The sequence below is a fragment of the Kitasatospora sp. NPDC049258 genome, from assembly GCF_040678895.1.
In the GTDB taxonomy this organism is placed as follows: Bacteria; Actinomycetota; Actinomycetes; order Streptomycetales; family Streptomycetaceae; genus Kitasatospora.
Window position 1 is genome coordinate 123518 of record NZ_JBFAQT010000013.1, and the last position, 15904, is coordinate 139421.

A 15904-nucleotide genomic window follows, 5' to 3' on the forward strand; every position below is an offset into this window, starting at 1 on the left:
GACTGTGCCCGCCACCGGGCCGACGTGTAGTGTCCCCGTCGGGAGGTGACCGTGACGCAGTACGTAGGGGGAGGGCCGGTGCCTCCGCGACCACTGGCGCCGCCGTACCCCACCCAGCAGGCAGGCCAACAGCCGCCGTACACCCCGGCCCGGCCGCCGCATCCCGGTGCGCCGGCCGCCGTGCCGCCCGGGGCGACCGGGCACTTCGTGCTGCCGACCGGAGCCCCCGTGCAGCTTCCCGCGCACCCGCCGCAGCACCTGCCCACCGGGCCGCTCGCGGTGCTGCTGATCGGGCCGGCCGGTGCCGGCAAGACCACCGTCGCCCGGCACTGGGCGGAGCGCCGGCCGACCGCGACCGCGCACATCAGCCTGGACGACGTCCGGGAGTGGGTGCAGGCCGGCTTCGCCAACCCGCAGTCCGGGTGGAACACCGCCTCCGAGGCGCAGTACCGGCTGGCCCGCCGCACCTGCGGCTTCGCCTGCCGGAACTACCTGGCGAACGGCATCTCCTGCATCATCGACGACGCGGTCTTCCCGGACCGCCCGGCGATCGGCCTGGGCGGCTGGAAGCGGCACATCGGCCCGGGGATGATCCCGGTCGTGCTGCTGCCCGGCCTGGACTCGGTGCTCGCCCGCAACGCCCGGCGCAGCGGCAACCGGCGGCTCAGCGACGAGGAGGTCGCCCGGATCCACGGGCGGATGGCCGGCTGGCGCACCTCCGGGCTGCCGATCATCGACAACTCCCAGCTGGACGTGGCCACCACCGCCGCCGCGCTGGACCACGCGATCCTCTCCCGGCTGGCCGGCCGCCCGATCGGCTGACCGGGACCCGGGGCCGGGGCCGGGCCCTGGGCCGGTGCTGGGGCTGGGGCCGGTGCTGGTGGTGCCGGGGCGGGTGTCGGTGCTGGTGGTGCCGGTGGCCGGCGGCGATGGCGCGCCGCTCATTTCACTCGATCGAGTGACGTAACTCGTGCTTGCCGAGCATTCGGGCAGCCGTCGGCCATGGTTGGCGGAAACCGTTGACGGGCACAGAAGGAGACTGCGATGACGGCGACCGCCGACCAGGCCGAGGAGCGCGCGAATCCGGCTGCCAGGCTGGGATTCCAGCCCGGTCAGGTCGTCCTGGAGATCGGCTACGACGAGGACTGCGACCTCGAACTCCGGGAGGCGATCGAGGAGGCCACCGGCCAGGACCTGGTGGACGAGGAGTACGACGACGTCGCGGACGCCGTCCTGCTGTGGTTCCGCGAGGACGACGGCGACTGCACGGACGCCCTGGTGGACGCCATCGGCCTGCTGGAGGACGGCGGGGTGATCTGGCTGCTCACGCCCAAGTCCGGTCGGGACGGGCACGTGGAGCCCAGCGAGATCAGCGAGGCGGCGCAGACGGCGGGGCTGTCGCAGACCAAGTCGGCCAGCGTCGCGGTCAACTGGAGCGCCGCCCGGCTGGTCACCCCCAAGGCCGCCCGACGATAGCCCCGGCCGGGCCGGGGTGTCGTACCCCGCTGGGATGATGGAGGCGTCGCAACGGAACTGCCGAGGAGCTGACGCCCGTGCCCGAGGGCCACATCATCCACCGCCTGGCCACCGAGAACCTCCGGACCTTCGGGGGCCGAGCGGTCCGCGTCTCCAGCCCGCAGGGCCGGTTCGCCGACGGCGCGGCCCTGCTGGACGGCCGCACCCTGGACGAGGCCGAGGCCCACGGCAAGCACCTGTTCCTCGGCTTCGGCGAGGCGTGGCTGCACATCCACCTCGGCCTCTACGGCGGCTTCACCTTCGGCGCCGGGCCGGCGCCCGAGCCGGTCGGCCTGATCCGGCTGCGGATGGCCTCCGACGACGGCTACGCCGACCTGCGCGGTCCGAACACCTGCGAGCTGCTGACCCCGGCGGAGAAGGCCGCGGTGCACCGCCGGCTCGGCCCCGACCCGCTGCGCTCCGGCGCCGACCCGGTGCCGGCCTGGCAGCGGATCTCCCGCAGCTCCACCACGGTCGCGGCGCTGCTGATGGACCAGAAGGTGCTCGCCGGCGTCGGCAACGTCTACCGGGCCGAGGTGCTGTTCCGCCTCGGGATCAGCCCGCACCGGGCCGGCCGCGACCTGACCAGGGCGGAGTGGGACGCGATCTGGGCCGACCTGGTGGCCCTGATGCACGAGGGCGCGGGGATCGGCCGGATCGACACCGTGCGGCCCGAGCACACCCCGGAGGCGATGGGCCGCCCGCCGCGGGTGGACGACCACGGCGGCGAGGTCTACGTCTACCGCCGCACCGACCAGCCCTGCCTGGTCTGCGGCACCCCGGTGCGTACCGAGGAGCACGCCGCCCGGAACCTCTTCTGGTGCCCGGCCTGCCAGCAGCGCTGAGCGCCCCCGCCCGGCGCCGGTGGGCGTCGGGCGGGGGCGCGTCGGTGGGTGCGGCTCAGCGGAAGGTCTCCGGGCGGGCCGCGGTGCCGGCCGGGCCGGAGGGCAGGCCGGGGAGTGCGGGGCCTGCGGTCGGGGCCGCCTGCGGCAGCGTGGCCACGCCGCCCACCACCGGCAGCCGGAGTGCGGAGCGGGCCAGGTCGAGGGTGACGGCCGGCCTGGTGGAGGGCGGGTCGATCAGTCCGGCGTCCGTCCCGGCCACGATCAGCGCGAGCCGGTGGCCGGCGGGCACCACGTGGTCCGTCCCGGCCAGGTCGAAGGTGATCGGGTACGCCTTGCCGGGGGTGAGCGCGAGCGACCGGTCGAGCCCCGCGTAGTGGCCGAGGTCGGCCCAGCCCCGGGCGAACACGGTGGCGCCGACCTGCGCGGTGTCGGCGGCGGTGTCCAGGAAGCAGGCGCTGTCGCCGGGCGTGCTGTCGCCCCAGCAGGAGCGGGTGGCCAGCGTGCTGATGCCCTCCCCGTCGGCCCGGTAGTCGCGGATCGTCGCCGGTCCGAGGTCGACCAGCACGGCGCTGAGCCGGGCGCTCCTGGTGGAGGGGGTGGCGGTCAGGGTGATCGAGCCGCCGCCGGAGACCCGCAGCGGCCGGGTGAGCACCCCGGTGGTGAAGACGGTCTTGTCCGGGGTACTGCGGTCGGCGTCGGTGGCCCAGGCGTTCTCGTCCCGGGCCGGGTCGTCGGTGAACCGCGCGGTGCCGCTGCCGGCCGCGGTGGTGAGGGCGCCGGGGCGCAGGCCCAGGGTGCTGGTCACCGTGCCCGGGGCGGGCCAGGTCTGGTCCTGGGTCCACTGGTCGGGGGACCGCTCCACATCGGCGGCCGGGCCGCGCTGGATCCCGTTGTCGATGCCCAGCAGGTAGTGGTCGAACCAGCTGTGCAGGGTGTCGACCCAGGCGGAGCGGCGGAAGTCGAAGGGGTCGACGTGGCCGGTCTGGGAGAGCCAGATCTTGCGCTCCACGCCGGTCTGCGCCAGCGCCGACCACCACTGGGAGAAGTTGATGCCGCGGACGTTGAGGTCCTGCATGCCGTGCACCACGAAGACGCTGGCGCGTACCCGGGCCGCCGCGGCGACGTAGTCGCGGGCCTGCCACAGTGCGGTCCAGTTGCCGTTGGCGGGCGCCCCGGCGGCCAGCTGCCGCTGCACCCCGGCGCAGTGCGCGAGGGTGGCCGAGCTCTCCACGTAGCTCGACAGGTCGGCGGGGGTGCCGCTGTAGAGCGGGGCACCGTCCGAGCGGTAGTAGTCGTACCAGGAGCTGATCGCGGAGATCGGCACGACGGTCTTCAGGCCCGGCACGCCGGTGGCGGCCACGCCGTTGGCGATGGTGCCGTCCCAGGACTTGCCGATCATGCCCACCGCACCGGTGGCCCAGTCCGCGCCGACGGCGCCGGTGCCGGTGCGGGTGCGGTAGCCGGGGGCGCGGCCGTTCAGCCAGTCCACCACCGCCTTGGCGGAGGTCACGTCGGACGGGCCCCCGACGTCCACGCAGCCGTCGGAGCGGTTGGTGCCGGCCAGGTCGACCAGGACGACGGCGTACCCGCGCGGCACGAAGTAGTTGTCGTAGAAGAGCGGGAACTGCACCGGCCCGCCCTGCGCGTCGTAGGTCTTCAGCTGGCTCTCGTTGCCGCGCCCGCAGCAGGAGTAGTACGGGCTGGCGTCCATGATCACGGGGACCCGCAGGCCGGCCGTGGCCGGCTCGCGGGGGCGGACGATGTCGGCGGCGACCCGGTCGGTGCGGCCGTCGCCGTCGCCGTCGAGGCCGGTGTCGACCCAGACCGTCTCGCGGACGGCGGCGGCGTAGGAGTAGACCGGTTGGCTGGCGCCGTCGCGGACGGTGCCGCCGGTGCTCGCCTGCGCGGCCGCCGGGCCGAGCAGGACGGTGGCGAGGGCGGCGAGCAGCGTCGTGACGAGGGCGAACGATCTGGTTCGGCTGGTTATCACAGTGCACGACGGTAGGTCCGAAGTGCCGCTCACCAGAAGGGATTTGACGATGTGCAAACAAAGATTTTACAGGCCGGGACGGCTTGGGTTCCGGGGGCTCTTGACCTAGGCATGCCAGGATCGGGAGGATGCCTCGACCGCCCGGCAGCGAAGAGAGGCACCCAGCGATGGCCGTCCGTCCCCTGCTCCGCCGCGCGGCGCGGTTGCTCGCCGCCCTGCTCGCCCTCGCCGCCACGCTGCTGGCGGCCGGCCCGGCGCGGGCCGACTTCGGCACCGACTACCACGACCCGTTCAGCGTGGCCAGGCCGCTGGCCAGGCCCGACACCCGCTCCTGCACCGTCGAGCTGATGCACGACCAGCCGTTCAGCAACGGCTACGGCAATCCGCCCGACACCCCGTACGCCACCACCCTGACCCCGCCGGCGGCCTGCCGCGGCCCGTGGTCGGCCGTGCGGCTCGACCTGCACGGGCAGGTGGCGGGCCGCCAGTTCGACCGGCTGTTCACCGTCCGGATCGGCGGCGTCGAGGTGCTGCTGTCCTCCACGCCCGAGCCGTCCGCCGAGGGCATCGAGTGGCGCCTGGAGCGCGACCTGACCCGCTACGCCCCGCTGTTCGACCGGCCGCAGCCCTTCGCCTTCGACCTCGCCAACGTCACCGACGCCACCTACACCGGCGTCTTCCGGATCACGGCGAGCCTGACCTTCTTCACCACCTCCGCCCGGTGGCCGGCCGCCCGGACGGCCGACCGCCTGCTCACCACCGGCCCGTTCGGCCTCACCGTCGCCGCACCGTCCGCCACCACGGCGCTGACCTTCCCGCAGAACCTGGAGCGGCTGACCGCCGAGGTGTACACCCGGGGCGGCGGCGCCTGCGAGGAGTTCGCGTACGCCTCCGCGCCGGAGGAGTTCGTCCGGGCCAACCCCGGCCTCGGGCTGTGCGGCAAGGGGCCGTTCCGCGAGCTGACGCTCTCGGTGGACGGCCGGGTGGCCGGCGCCGTCTGGCCGTACCCGGTGATCTACACCGGCGGCTGGGACCCGCTGCTGTGGCGGCCGATCCCCGGGATCGCCGCCTTCGACCTGCCGGCCTACCGGCTCGACCTGACCCCGTACGTCGGGCTGCTGCTGGACGGGCGCCCGCACGCGCTCGGGATCGCGGTCAACGCGGCCGAGAGCCAGAGCAACGACCTGTGGACCGGGCAGGTCAACCTGTTCGCCGAGGTCGACCACGGCCGGGCCCGGACCGAGGGCGCGCTCACCGACCACCGGGTCGCCCCGGCGGCGGACGTCAGCACGGCGCTGACCGACCAGGGCGGCGGCAACGGCCACTGGACGGTCACCGCCGCCCGGCACGACCGCGCCAGCGGATGGGTGCAGACCTCGCACGGCCGGGTCAGCACCGAGGTCCGGGACGACCTCTCCTTCAGCTCGGACCAGCAACTCGGCGCAGCCGGGAACGAGTTGGCGCTGCACAACCGGACCGACCTGACCCGCTCCACGGCAACCCGAGGTGGCGGTGCGCCGCAGGTCCGCAGCAGCCACGAGAGCGACCCGCTGGACGTCGACTACCGCTACAGCCGCGACGCGGCCGGCAACACCGACCAGCGGACCACCATGGCGCTCGGGCGCCACCAGGAGGACACCCTGCGGCTCGGGCCGCTGCTGGTCGGCCGGACCACCGTCGACCACAGCTACCGCCCGAGCGCGCACCGCCACGACGGCGACACCACCGTCCGGACGGCGAACGCGGTGGAGGACTACCGCTCCACCGGCCCGGACGGCGGCTACCACCGGACGGCCACCACCCGGGACGGCTGGCCGGTGCCGTGACGGCCCGGGCTCAGGCGGCCAGGGCGCGGGCGCTGTCCCGGGTGGCTCCGAGCGTGTCGTCCAGCCAGTCGTAGATCCGGGCCATGGCCAGCCGCTGGGCGCCGGCCTGGCAGTGGGCGTCGGCGCCCTCCTCCGCCGTGAACTCCAGGAAGGTCCTGGGGCAGGTGAGGTCGTCGTAGAGCTGCTTGGCCTGGCCGGCGAAGAACAGGTCCTCGGCGGCGTCGCAGATCAGGGCCGGGCAGCGGATCTGCGACGCGATGCCGTCGCGCAGGTGGTAGTCGAGGTAGGCGGCGCCGAACGCCCGGGGGGTGTCCACCCCCATCACGTACATGCCGTGGTTGATCGCCCAGCGCAGCACCGGATTCCCGGCCATCATCCGGTCGAGCAGGGCGTCGAGCTCCGGGTCGGAGTCGGCGCGCAGCCGGCGCTCGATCTCGCCGCGCTCGCCGGGCAGCAGGTCGGTGACCGCGGGGCCCAGGTCGTAGACGCCGTCGAGGGCGATCACCGCCGCCAGGCGGTGGTCGAAGGCCGCCGCCCTGGGGGCGAGGAGCCCGCCCATGCTGTTGCCGAGCAGGGCGACCCGGTCGCTGTCGACCTCGGGCAGCGCCATGGCGAAGTCCAGCACCGGCCCCACCACGTTCTCCCAGTCGGGGCGGAAGACCAGGCCCTCGCGGTGCAGCGGCCCCGGCTGGCCGGGGCCGTCGAAGGAGAGCACGGTGTAGCCGCGCTCGACGCCGGCCATCGCTCCGAAGAAGTGCATCTCCTCGGCGGTGCCGTCGAAGCCGTTGTGCATGACCAGGGTGGGGCGGGGTGCTCCCGAGGTGTCGGCCCGGTAGAGGTAGCCGGGCAGGGTGGTGCCCTCGTACGGGATCCGGACCGGCTCGATCCGGGGGCCGAAGAGGGCCGCCGCCGACCGGAAGCAGTCCACCGAGCGCTGGTAGGCGTGCTGGTGCCGGGGGTCGCAGGGGTGGCCGTGCAGGAAGAACTCGGCCGACCGGTAGTAGTTCGAGGCCCGCAGGAAGCCGTCCCGGGCACTCACCGGGTGCCCGCCGTCCAGCGCCCGCACGGCCTCGCGGGTCACCCGGTCGGCGGTGGCCAGCCACTCCTCGTACCAACTGCCGTAGTCGCCCTCCCTGATGCGCCGGCCGGTGGCGACCACCTCGCCGAAGTCGGCGCCGCCGTAGGCGATATGACCGAACGAGCGCAGGGCCTCGTACCAGAACTGGGCGTCACCGGGAAACAGCAGTCGTTCCATCGGACTTCTCCTTGGCGTCGGTGTCGCCGCTCAGGCTGGTCCCGGGTGGTGTCCACTTTCCAGGCCTGGCAAGGGCGGTGACTGTCCAGCGCTGTCCACTCGCCCGCGGAGCCGCACGACGCCCACGCGATGGCACGTCGAGGCGCCACCCGGCGGTGCGGGAGTCGAGCGGTGCCCGGGGGCGTCAGGGGTGCTCTCGACGCCCCCGGGGTTCACCGCGGTCCGACCCGGCCGGCCTGGCTGCGGATGGTCACGTTCCCGGCCCGGTCGTAGGCCCACCACAGCAGCACCGCCGCCGTCACCAGGCTCAGTGCCGCCGTCTTGAGGACGGCGGCGGCCGAGCCACCGGTGAGCGCCTCGGTGAAGGGGACGGTGAGCACCACCACGGCCACCGCCGGCCCGGCCGCGTACCAGGCGGCGAACATCAGCGGCCCGCCTCCCGAGCCCGGGGCCCGGGAGGAGCCGAACATCAGGTCCTGCCGGACGAAGCCGCGGCAGGCGTTCACCAGGCCGGCGGCGACCATCGCCGGGACGGCGGCGGGCGCCAGCCAGGCCCGGCCGCCGGCGCCCGCGACGACCGCCGCGGTGGCCGCCGCCACCCCCGCGCCGACCCCGAGCACGGTCGGCACCACGGCGTGCCGCAGCATCAGCCCGGCGAACGGGTACGGCGACCAGGAGGCGCGGCGGGCGTCGTCGGTCTCGATCCGGGCCGGCTCCAGCAGCTGCGCCGTCGCGAGGTAGCCGAGGACCAGGGCGAGTGCCGTACCGGCCCAGGCGGCCAGGCCGGAGGCCGAGTGGACCAGGTAGGCGCACAGGGCCGAGGGCACCGCGAGCAGCAGCGAGCGGCCCAGCCGGGCGGGGGAGCGCAGCAGCGTGAGCGTGTCCCGCCAGGGCACCGCGAGCCAGCGGGCGCGCGGCGCCGGCAGCCGCACCCGGCGCGGGCCCCGGCCCTTGGTGGTGCTGCTGACGGTAAGCCGGGCGGCCCGCAGCTCCACCGTGCGCAGGGCGGCCAGCACCCCGGCGGCGGTCCGGGCGCGCTCGCGCAGCCTGGCGGGCGGGATGTCGCCGCAGACCCGGTCGGCCAGCACCACGCAGCCCGCGGTGAGCAGGAGCAGCAGCGCGGCCGCGGCCCAGGCGCCGGGCCGCGCGGCGGGCGTCGGGGCGAGGGCGGCGAGGCCGGCCCAGCCCCAGGGCCCGGACCACAGCTCGGCCCGCTCCAGCCAGCCCACCCGGTGCCCCCGGGCGGCGAACACGCTCTGGGTCACGAGCAGCAGGATCACCACGGTCACCCAGGGGGTGAGCCGGTGGACCAGGGCGGCGATCCGGTCGCTCCGCTCCACGGCCAGGCCGGTGCAGGTGGCCAGCAGCGGCACGCAGACCCCGCCGAGCAGGCACCAGCCGAAGGCGGCGGGCAGCGGCGCCCGGGTGGTCAGGGCCAGGGCGACCATCGCGCCGGCCGCCGCGAGGACCCCCGGTGCGGCGGCCAGGGCGCAGGACAGCCAGAACCACGGGCGCAGCACCCGGTGCGGCCGGACGGGGTGCGGGAGCAGCCAGTCGGCGGTCGCCCGCGGCGGCACCACCGGGCCGCGCCACAGGCCGTCGCGGGCGGCGAGCAGCAGGGCGGCCAGCGAGGCCGCGGCCACCGCGCTGGGCAGGGCCGCGAGCAGGGCGGGGCCGTGACCGGTGTAGTCGGCGCCCATCGAGGACTGCAGCAGCAGCCCGAAGCTGGGGGTGACGCCCCAGGCCACCAGGACGAGCACGGTGCAGTAGACCGCGAAGGCGATCTGCCCGGCCCGGTTGCGGCGGTGCGGCGCGCGCAGGGTGCGCAGCAGGGTGAGTGCCTCGTCGGTCCAGTCGTCCTCCGCGCTCCAGTCCGGCGGGAGGTCCTCGGGGGCGGCGTCCTGCGGGGCCGCGTCGTGCGGGTCGGTGTCGCGTGGGTCGTCGTCGTGCCGGGCGTCGTCGTGCGGGTCGTCGTCGTGCGGGGCGGCGGCCCCGGGCAGTGCGGCGGCCGTGGGCGGGGCTGTGGAGTCGCTCACCGGGCGCCGCCCTTGCCGCCCGTGACGGCGCCGCCGCCGACCCTGCTGACGTCCCCGCCGGTGATCCCGTCGGACAGGACGCGGCGCGGCGGGCCTTCGGCCAGTACCCGGCCGTCCTCCAGCACCATCACCCGGTCGGCCACCTCCAGGGCGAGATCGGTGTGGTGGGTCACCAGCAGCACCGCCACGCCGTCCGCGAGCTCCGCCCGGAGCAGCTCCGCGAGCCGCCGGCGGGCGTCCGGGTCGAGGCGCTGCTCCGGCTCGTCGAGCAGCAGCAGGTCGCGGGGGCGGACCATGGCACAGGCCAGCAGCAGCGCCTGCAACTGCCCGGAGGACAGGGCAGACGGCAGGGCGTCGGCCCGGTCGGCGAGGTTGCGCTCGGCCAGGACGTGCTCGATCCAGTCGGGCGCGTCCGCGACCCCGTGGGCGACGGCGACCAGCAGCAGGTGCTCGCGGACCGACAGGTCGGGGTAGCAGGCGACGGTGTCGCCGACCACGGCGACCCTGGCCCGGATGCGCGGGTCGTTCTCGTCCATCGGGAGTCCGTCGAAGCGGACGGTGCCCGCGGTGGGCAGCTCCCGCCCGGCCGCGATCCGCAGCAGGGTGGACTTGCCGGAGCCGTTGTGGCCGAGCAGCGCCAGGCACTCGCCGGCGGCGAGTCGCAGGCTGACCGGGTGCAGCACCTGCCGCTCGCCGTAGGTGCGGCTCACTCCGGTGAGCTGGAGCAGGGCCTTGCGGGCCTCGGCGGACGTCTTGGCCATGGGCGGGTGCCTCTCGCTGCGGGTGTCCGCCCACCCTACCCAGCCGGGGCGGGGGCGTTCGGCCGGGGAGGCCGGGGTCCGGGCGGGGCACGAGCGGGGTCCGGGCAGGGCCCGGGCGGGTGCGGGCGCCGCCCGGTGGCAGACCTGGTCATCCTCCTGATGGATGGTCAACCCTGAGTGAAACTCCGGTACTTGTCCTCCCTCGGGTGGAGCGGGTGCCGTCCTGGCGGGGGAGGACCGGGGCGGCCCGCGGGTGCGAGGCTCGGATCCGGGGCCGGAGCGTCCGGCCCGGGGAGGGGGCCGTGATGGCCAACCAGCAGCACCGGACCGACCGGCGGCGCGGGATCGACCGGCGGTACGGGGCAGGGAGGCGGCGCAGGACCGCCGTCCGGCTCGCCGCCGGGGCCTTGGCCGGCCTCACACTGCTGGCTGCGGCCCCCGCCGCCTTCGCCGCCGCGCCGGGGCCGGTGGAGCCCGCCGGCGGCCACCGGGACGCGGCCGCGCTGCAGCGGGCGCTCGGCGGCCTGGTGGCGGGGAACATGACCACCGCGGCGATCGCGGAGGTCCGCGACGGGGGCCGGACACCCTGGCGTGGCGCGGCCGGCGTGCGGAGCCTGGACACCGGTGCGCCGGCGCCGGTGGACGGCCGGTTCCGGATCGGCAGCATCACCAAGACCTTCGTCGCCACCGTGGTCCTCCAGCTCAAGGCCGAACGGAAGCTGGGGCTGGACGACCCGGTCGAGCGCCACCTGCCCGGCCTGCTCCCGGGCGGCGGCGCGATCACCGTCCGCCAGCTGCTCAACCACACCAGCGGGCTGTTCAACTACACCGACGACGCGGCCTTCGCGGAGCCCGAGACCAGCCCGCACTGGCTCGCCGTCGGCCGGTGGACCAGCTACCGCCCGCAGCAGCTGGTCGCCCTCGCCGCGGCGCACGACCCGTACTTCGCCCCCGGGCAGGGCTGGCACTACTCCAACACCAACTACATCGTGCTCGGCATGCTGATCGAGAAGGTCACCGGGCACTCCTGGAACGAGGAGGTCGAGCGCCGGGTCGCCCGGCCGCTCGACCTGCGCGCCACCTCGATGCCGGGCACCTCGCCGCTGATCACCGGCCCGCACGCGCGCGGCTACCTGAAGCTGCCGGCGGGCCGGGCGGACATCACCGAGCTCAACCCGTCGATGGCCGGGGCCGCGGGGGCGGGCATCTCCAGCACCGCGGACCTCACCCGGTTCCACGCCGCGCTGCTCGGCGGGCGGTTGCTGCGGCCCGCCGAGCTGGCGGAGATGAAGACCACCGTGCCGTCCGGCGGGGGCGACGGCTACGGTCTGGGCCTGATGCGGACCTCCTCGCCCTGCGGTGACCTCTGGGGCCACGGTGGTGGCATCCCCGGGTACGCCACGCTGCTGCTGGGCGGGGAGGACGGCCGCCGGCAGTTCGCCCTGTCGATGACCCCCTTCGACCTCCCCGACCCGGACGCGGCGGTGCGGGCCCAGGACGCCTTCGTGGCCGAGGCCGCCTGCGGGTCGGACCGGCGGCCCGGGGCCTGACGGTCAGCCCCGCGGCAGGACCAGCGACTGCACCTCGGGCAGGTGCCGCCAGTCGCTGGAGACCACCGAGGCGTGGGCCGCGGCCAGCTGCACCGCGCGGGCCCGGGCCTGGTCGGCGGTCGGGTCGGTGCCGCTGATCGCGGGTGCGACGTTCTGCGCGTCCGTCATCACCAGCAGGTAGTGGCGGCTGTCGTACCAGGAGGTGTCGATGCCGTTCAGGAAGGCGGCCGCGTCACCGTCGAAGAGCACGAACCAGGGCCGGATCGCCGCCTCGTACCGGCTGCGCGGGTCGGCCGCGGCGGCGCCGTGCACGGCGGGGAAGATCTGCGCCTGGCCCAGCTTGCCGGCCGCCGCCAGGTCGCGCAGGTAGCGGCCGTACTCGACGTCGGTGTGCAGGGTGTCGAAGGGGTTGCTCTCCTCGACGGTGCCGGGGATCACCTCGACCATCGCCCGGCCGGCGAGGGCGGCGCGGCTCGGCCAGTTGCCGCCCCGGGCGGCGTCGTCCAGGCTCGGGTACGCGCCGCCGCCGGCCTTCGCGAGCAGGTCGGCGGGGCGGAACGCGGCGCTGCCCAGGTGCGCGGCGATCAGCGCGTCGAGCTCCTTGGGGCCCATGCCCCGGTTGGCCGCGAAGCCGCCCTTGAGCTCCAGCTTGACCACCAGCGGCCCGGCGGTGGGGTGGGCGGCGAGCCAGACCCGGATGTCGTCGAAGCAGGCCTCCAGGTTCTTGTTGGCGCCACCGCTGTACAGCTGCGCGGCGGTGGTGGCGTTGACGCAGTTGTTGGCGTTTCCGAGCGGGTTGGAGTGGCTGACCTTCCACTCCTTGGTGATGGTGTCCGTCCAGGCGTCCAGCTCGATCAGGCCGGTGCCGGTGTCCAGCCCCTGGGCCAGGTACGGGAAGGCCGCCGGGTCGTAGGTGTTGTGCAGCCCGACGGTGGTGGCGGAGCCGAACGGGAGCTCGCCGGGGCCGGCGGCGGCCGCCTGCTGGACGGGTATCACGGCGGCCGCGGCGAGGGCGAGCAGGCCGGCGGCGAGGATGCGACGGACGGTCAAGGTTCCTCCTGCGCAGGAAAGGTGGGGACGCTGAGGGAGAGCGTCGACCATTCGAGCGCACGGAAGGTGACATGACAAGGAAGAGTGGGCCTCGGTGGAGTGAGCGTCCGGCGCGCGGGCTTCGCGGGAGCGGGGGCCGAGCGGAAACCGGATCAACGATTGGTCTGGACCACGAAGCTGACGGAGGGTTAGTCTTCCTGCTCGGACGCCGCGTCGATCGGACGCGCTCGGGTCCGATCCTGCTGCCGGCCAATCCGACGGGACCCGTCTGTGATCGACATCGTGGTGGTGCTCCGGGCCGAGGACGCGGTCCTCGACTTCCTCTCCGTGCTCGCCGATCCCGGCGGGGCCGAGGTGCGGGTGCTCATCGCGGACTCCGATGTGCTGCTCGCCCTCCCCGCCGGCGCGGGCACCGTCGAGCGGCTCGCCGCGATCGCCCCGCTGGTCGGCCCGGCCTGCCGCCGGGCCGACCCGCCGGACGCCGACGCCCTCGCCGGGACGATCGCCCGGGCCGCCGCCGGCGGCCCCGCCCGGCTCTGGACGCACTCGCCGGCCGACAACCGCCGCAGCCGCGGCGCGCTCGGCCGGGCGGCCGCCCGCGCCGCCGGTGCGCTGCCTGTCCGGCACGCCGTCGGCTACTCGCCCTTCCTCCAGTTCGTCAGCGACCTCGACCGTCCGCTGAGTCGCGAACTCACCTCGGCCAAGCTGGAGTTCGTCAACCGCCGGTGTGCCCACCTGCTGGCCTCCGACCACCCCCAGCACATGCTCTACACCGCCCGGGTGCCCGCCGCCGAGCGCTTCTTCGAGGCCACCGGGCCGGAGCGCGAGCGCCTGTTCGCGCTGCTCGCCAGCCTGGACGAGGAGGCCGCCTCGGTGGCCGACCCGTGGGAGTTCGCCACCTCCCCGTACGAGGCCGAGCGGCTGGACGCCACCGCCGCCTGGGTCACCCGGCACTGCCCGCCCGGCGCCCGAGCCCTGGTGGAGGTCGGCGCCTGCGAAGGCGCGCTCACCCGCCGACTGGCCTTCGCCGGCCACCGGGTACTGGCCACCGAGCCCAACCCGCTGTTCCGCGACCGGCTGGCGAGCGCCCTGGCCGCCCGGCCCGAGGTGGTGGTCGGCGACGCCGAACTCGCCGCCCTGGCCAAGGCGGACGGGCCCGCCGCCCCGGCCTACCTGCTGATCGAGATGCTCTACTACGGCCAGGACCCGGCATTGATCGACCGGTTGCGCACCGACCTGGTCTTCGTCGCCCTCGAGCCGGAGGCGCTGCGCTCCGGGCTGCACCCCTGGCTGGCCGCCTCGAAGACCTGGCACGCCGCCGAGGAGACCGAACTGGTCGGCCCCCGGCTGGAGACCGTCTGCGGCGGCCGGGCGTACCTGAGCAAGCGCGGCAGCCTCGGCGTGCTGCTGCGCCGCACCGGCAGCTGACCGGCCGGAGACCCAGCACTCCCGGCCCCCGCCCGCACTCCCGGCCCCCGCCCGCACTCCCGGCCCCCGCCCGCACCCCCGGCCCCCGCCCGCACCCCCGGCCCCCGCCCGCACCCCCGGCTTCCCCGGCGACCCCGACCGCGCACGGAAGGCACCACCCGACATGCCTCGCACCACCGCCGCTCTCGTCAACTCCTGCCTGCTGCCCGCCTACGCGGGCCGGACCCCGGCCGACTGGATCCTGCGCGCCGCCGACGACGGCCTGGCCGGCGTCGCCCTGTTCGGCAGCAACCTGCTGGATCCGCGGGGCACGCTCCGCGAGGACATCACCGACCGCCTGCGGGCGGTCCGGCCCGACCTGCTGATCGCGCTCGACGAGGAGGGCGGCGACGTCACCCGGCTCGACTACCTCACCGGCAGCGCCTACCCGGGCAACCACGCCCTCGGCGCGGTCGACGACCCGGAGCTGACCACCCGGGTCGCCGGAGCCATCGCCGCCGACCTCGCCGCCGCCGGGGTCAACCTCTGCCTCGCCCCGTGCGCGGACGTCAACTCCCGCCCGGACAACCCGATCATCGGGGTCCGCTCGTTCGGCGCCGACCCCGATCTGGTCGCCCGGCACACCGCGGCCTTTGTCACCGGGCTCCAGCAGCACGGGGTGGCCGCCACCCTCAAGCACTTCCCCGGCCACGGCGACACCCGGACCGACTCGCACACCGCGCTGCCCGACGTGGACCGCGACCTCGACCAGCTGGACGCCCTGGACCTGCCGCCCTTCGCCGCGGGCATCGCGGCCGGCGCCCGCGCGGTGATGACCGGCCACATCCGGCTGCCCCGGATCGACCCGCTGCCCGCCACCCTCAGCGGGGCCATCCTCAGCGGCCTGCTCCGCGACCGGCTCGGCTTCCGGGGCACGATCGTCACCGACGCGCTGGACATGGCCCCGATCGTCGAGGGCCGGGGCTTCGGCGGTGCGGCCGTCGCCGCCCTGGCGGCCGGATCGGACCTGGTCCTGCTCGGCTCCCCGGACGGCGAGAAGCTCCTGCCGGAGATCCACGAAGCGGTCGAACTCGCCCTCCGGGACGGCCGGCTGACCGAACAGCGGCTCACCGAGGCCGCCGCCCGGGTCGCCGACCTGCGGGCCTGGGCCCACCCGCGCGCCACCGCACCCGCCCCGGACCGCGCCGTCGGCCTGGCCGCCGCCCGCCGCGCCCTCACCGCGCACGGGACGGCGCCGGCGGCCGGGCCGCGGAAGGTGCACGCCGTCCGGCTCGGCGCCACCGCCAACCTCGCGGTCGGCGAGGCGCCCTGGGGGCTCGCCGCCCCGCTGGCCGCGCTCGGCGCGCTCGCCGGCAGCACCGAGGTCGAGCCCGGCACCGATCCGGACCGGATACCGCTGCCCGCCGACGGCCTCCTCGCCGTCGCCGTCCGGGACGCCCACCGCGACCCCTGGCAGCGCGACACCCTGCGTGCCCTGCGCACCCGCCGCCCCGACCTGATCGCCGTCGAGTTCGGCCTCGCCCCGGACGCGACCGCCGCCCCGACCCTGCTGGCCAGGGGCGCCGGCCTGGCGAACGCGACCGCCGCGGCCGAGTACCTCGCCGGCGGCAGCAGCCGGCCGGGGCCGGCGCCCGCCGACCGGGTGTGA

The 15904-nt window shown here is 75.7% G+C and carries 12 protein-coding genes; 7 read left to right on the forward strand and 5 right to left on the reverse strand.

Going from position 1 to position 15904, the window contains the following annotated elements; genetic code table 11:
- The first annotated feature begins 45 nt into the window (after positions 1-45).
- The 3 genes from AB0K43_RS14045 to AB0K43_RS14055 all read left to right on the forward strand — a co-directional run bounded on the left by AB0K43_RS14045 (position 46) and on the right by AB0K43_RS14055 (position 2360).
- Positions 46-822, forward strand: coding sequence for an AAA family ATPase (locus AB0K43_RS14045; protein WP_363639265.1), 777 nt, complete (start codon positions 46-48; stop codon positions 820-822).
- A gap of 222 nt (positions 823-1044) precedes the next feature.
- Positions 1045-1476, forward strand: coding sequence for a DUF3052 domain-containing protein (locus AB0K43_RS14050; protein ID WP_363639267.1), 432 nt, complete (start codon positions 1045-1047; stop codon positions 1474-1476).
- Between the two features lie 77 nt (positions 1477-1553).
- Positions 1554-2360, forward strand: a complete 807-nt coding sequence (locus AB0K43_RS14055; RefSeq protein WP_363639269.1) for a DNA-formamidopyrimidine glycosylase family protein — start codon at positions 1554-1556, stop codon at positions 2358-2360.
- A 55-nt stretch (positions 2361-2415) separates the two neighbouring features.
- On the opposite strand, the gene AB0K43_RS14060 is transcribed toward AB0K43_RS14055, so the two are convergent.
- Entirely contained in the window at positions 2416-4350 is a 1935-nt protein-coding gene (locus AB0K43_RS14060) for a Xaa-Pro dipeptidyl-peptidase (protein ID WP_363639271.1), read from the reverse strand.
- 167 nt (positions 4351-4517) lie between these two features.
- On the opposite strand from AB0K43_RS14060, the gene AB0K43_RS14065 reads away from it, so the two are divergent.
- Positions 4518-6176: a peptide-N4-asparagine amidase gene (locus AB0K43_RS14065; protein WP_363639273.1), complete on the forward strand. Its 1659-nt coding sequence runs from the start codon at positions 4518-4520 to the stop codon at positions 6174-6176.
- Between the two features lie 10 nt (positions 6177-6186).
- Here the strand turns inward: AB0K43_RS14065 and AB0K43_RS14070 are convergent, their stop codons facing one another.
- The 3 genes from AB0K43_RS14070 to AB0K43_RS14080 form a co-directional block, all read right to left on the reverse strand.
- On the reverse strand, positions 6187-7431 hold the full coding sequence (locus AB0K43_RS14070; protein WP_363639275.1) for an alpha/beta fold hydrolase: 1245 nt from the start codon (positions 7429-7431) through the stop codon (positions 6187-6189).
- A gap of 212 nt (positions 7432-7643) precedes the next feature.
- The gene (locus AB0K43_RS14075) at positions 7644-9467 is read right to left on the reverse strand and encodes a hypothetical protein (RefSeq protein WP_363639277.1); all 1824 of its coding nucleotides are present in this window, start codon (positions 9465-9467) and stop codon (positions 7644-7646) included.
- Positions 9464-10228: an ABC transporter ATP-binding protein gene (locus AB0K43_RS14080; protein ID WP_363639279.1), complete on the reverse strand. Its 765-nt coding sequence runs from the start codon at positions 10226-10228 to the stop codon at positions 9464-9466. The genes AB0K43_RS14075 and AB0K43_RS14080 overlap by 4 nt, the downstream gene beginning before the upstream one ends.
- A gap of 305 nt (positions 10229-10533) precedes the next feature.
- On the opposite strand from AB0K43_RS14080, the gene AB0K43_RS14085 reads away from it, so the two are divergent.
- The gene (locus AB0K43_RS14085; protein WP_363639281.1) at positions 10534-11778 is read left to right on the forward strand and encodes a serine hydrolase domain-containing protein; all 1245 of its coding nucleotides are present in this window, start codon (positions 10534-10536) and stop codon (positions 11776-11778) included.
- Between the two features lie 3 nt (positions 11779-11781).
- On the opposite strand, the gene AB0K43_RS14090 is transcribed toward AB0K43_RS14085, so the two are convergent.
- A complete protein-coding gene (locus tag AB0K43_RS14090; RefSeq protein ID WP_363639283.1) occupies positions 11782-12828 on the reverse strand; it encodes a phosphatidylinositol-specific phospholipase C domain-containing protein in 1047 nt (348 codons plus the stop codon).
- Positions 12829-13098: 270 nt separating this feature from the next.
- Here AB0K43_RS14090 and AB0K43_RS14095 point away from each other — a divergent pair, with 270 nt between their 5' ends.
- Both AB0K43_RS14095 and AB0K43_RS14100 read left to right on the forward strand, forming a co-directional pair.
- Positions 13099-14256 (forward strand): hypothetical protein, encoded by a 1158-nt coding sequence (locus tag AB0K43_RS14095; RefSeq protein WP_363639285.1) that lies wholly within the window; start codon positions 13099-13101, stop codon positions 14254-14256.
- Positions 14257-14419: 163 nt separating this feature from the next.
- The gene (locus AB0K43_RS14100; protein WP_363639287.1) at positions 14420-15904 is read left to right on the forward strand and encodes a glycoside hydrolase family 3 N-terminal domain-containing protein; all 1485 of its coding nucleotides are present in this window, start codon (positions 14420-14422) and stop codon (positions 15902-15904) included.

Bases quoted from the DNA above. Each gene is read 5' to 3' on its own strand.
- AB0K43_RS14080 (WP_363639279.1), bottom strand. From the start codon at position 10,228: ATGGCCAAGACGTCCGCCGAGGCCCGCAAGGCCCTGCTCCAGCTCACC.
- AB0K43_RS14065 (WP_363639273.1), top strand. From the start codon at position 4,518: ATGGCCGTCCGTCCCCTGCTCCGCCGCGCGGCGCGGTTGCTCGCCGCC.
- AB0K43_RS14070 (WP_363639275.1), bottom strand. From the start codon at position 7,431: ATGGAACGACTGCTGTTTCCCGGTGACGCCCAGTTCTGGTACGAGGCC.
- AB0K43_RS14050 (WP_363639267.1), top strand. From the start codon at position 1,045: ATGACGGCGACCGCCGACCAGGCCGAGGAGCGCGCGAATCCGGCTGCC.
- AB0K43_RS14085 (WP_363639281.1), top strand. From the start codon at position 10,534: ATGGCCAACCAGCAGCACCGGACCGACCGGCGGCGCGGGATCGACCGG.
- AB0K43_RS14100 (WP_363639287.1), top strand. From the start codon at position 14,420: ATGCCTCGCACCACCGCCGCTCTCGTCAACTCCTGCCTGCTGCCCGCC.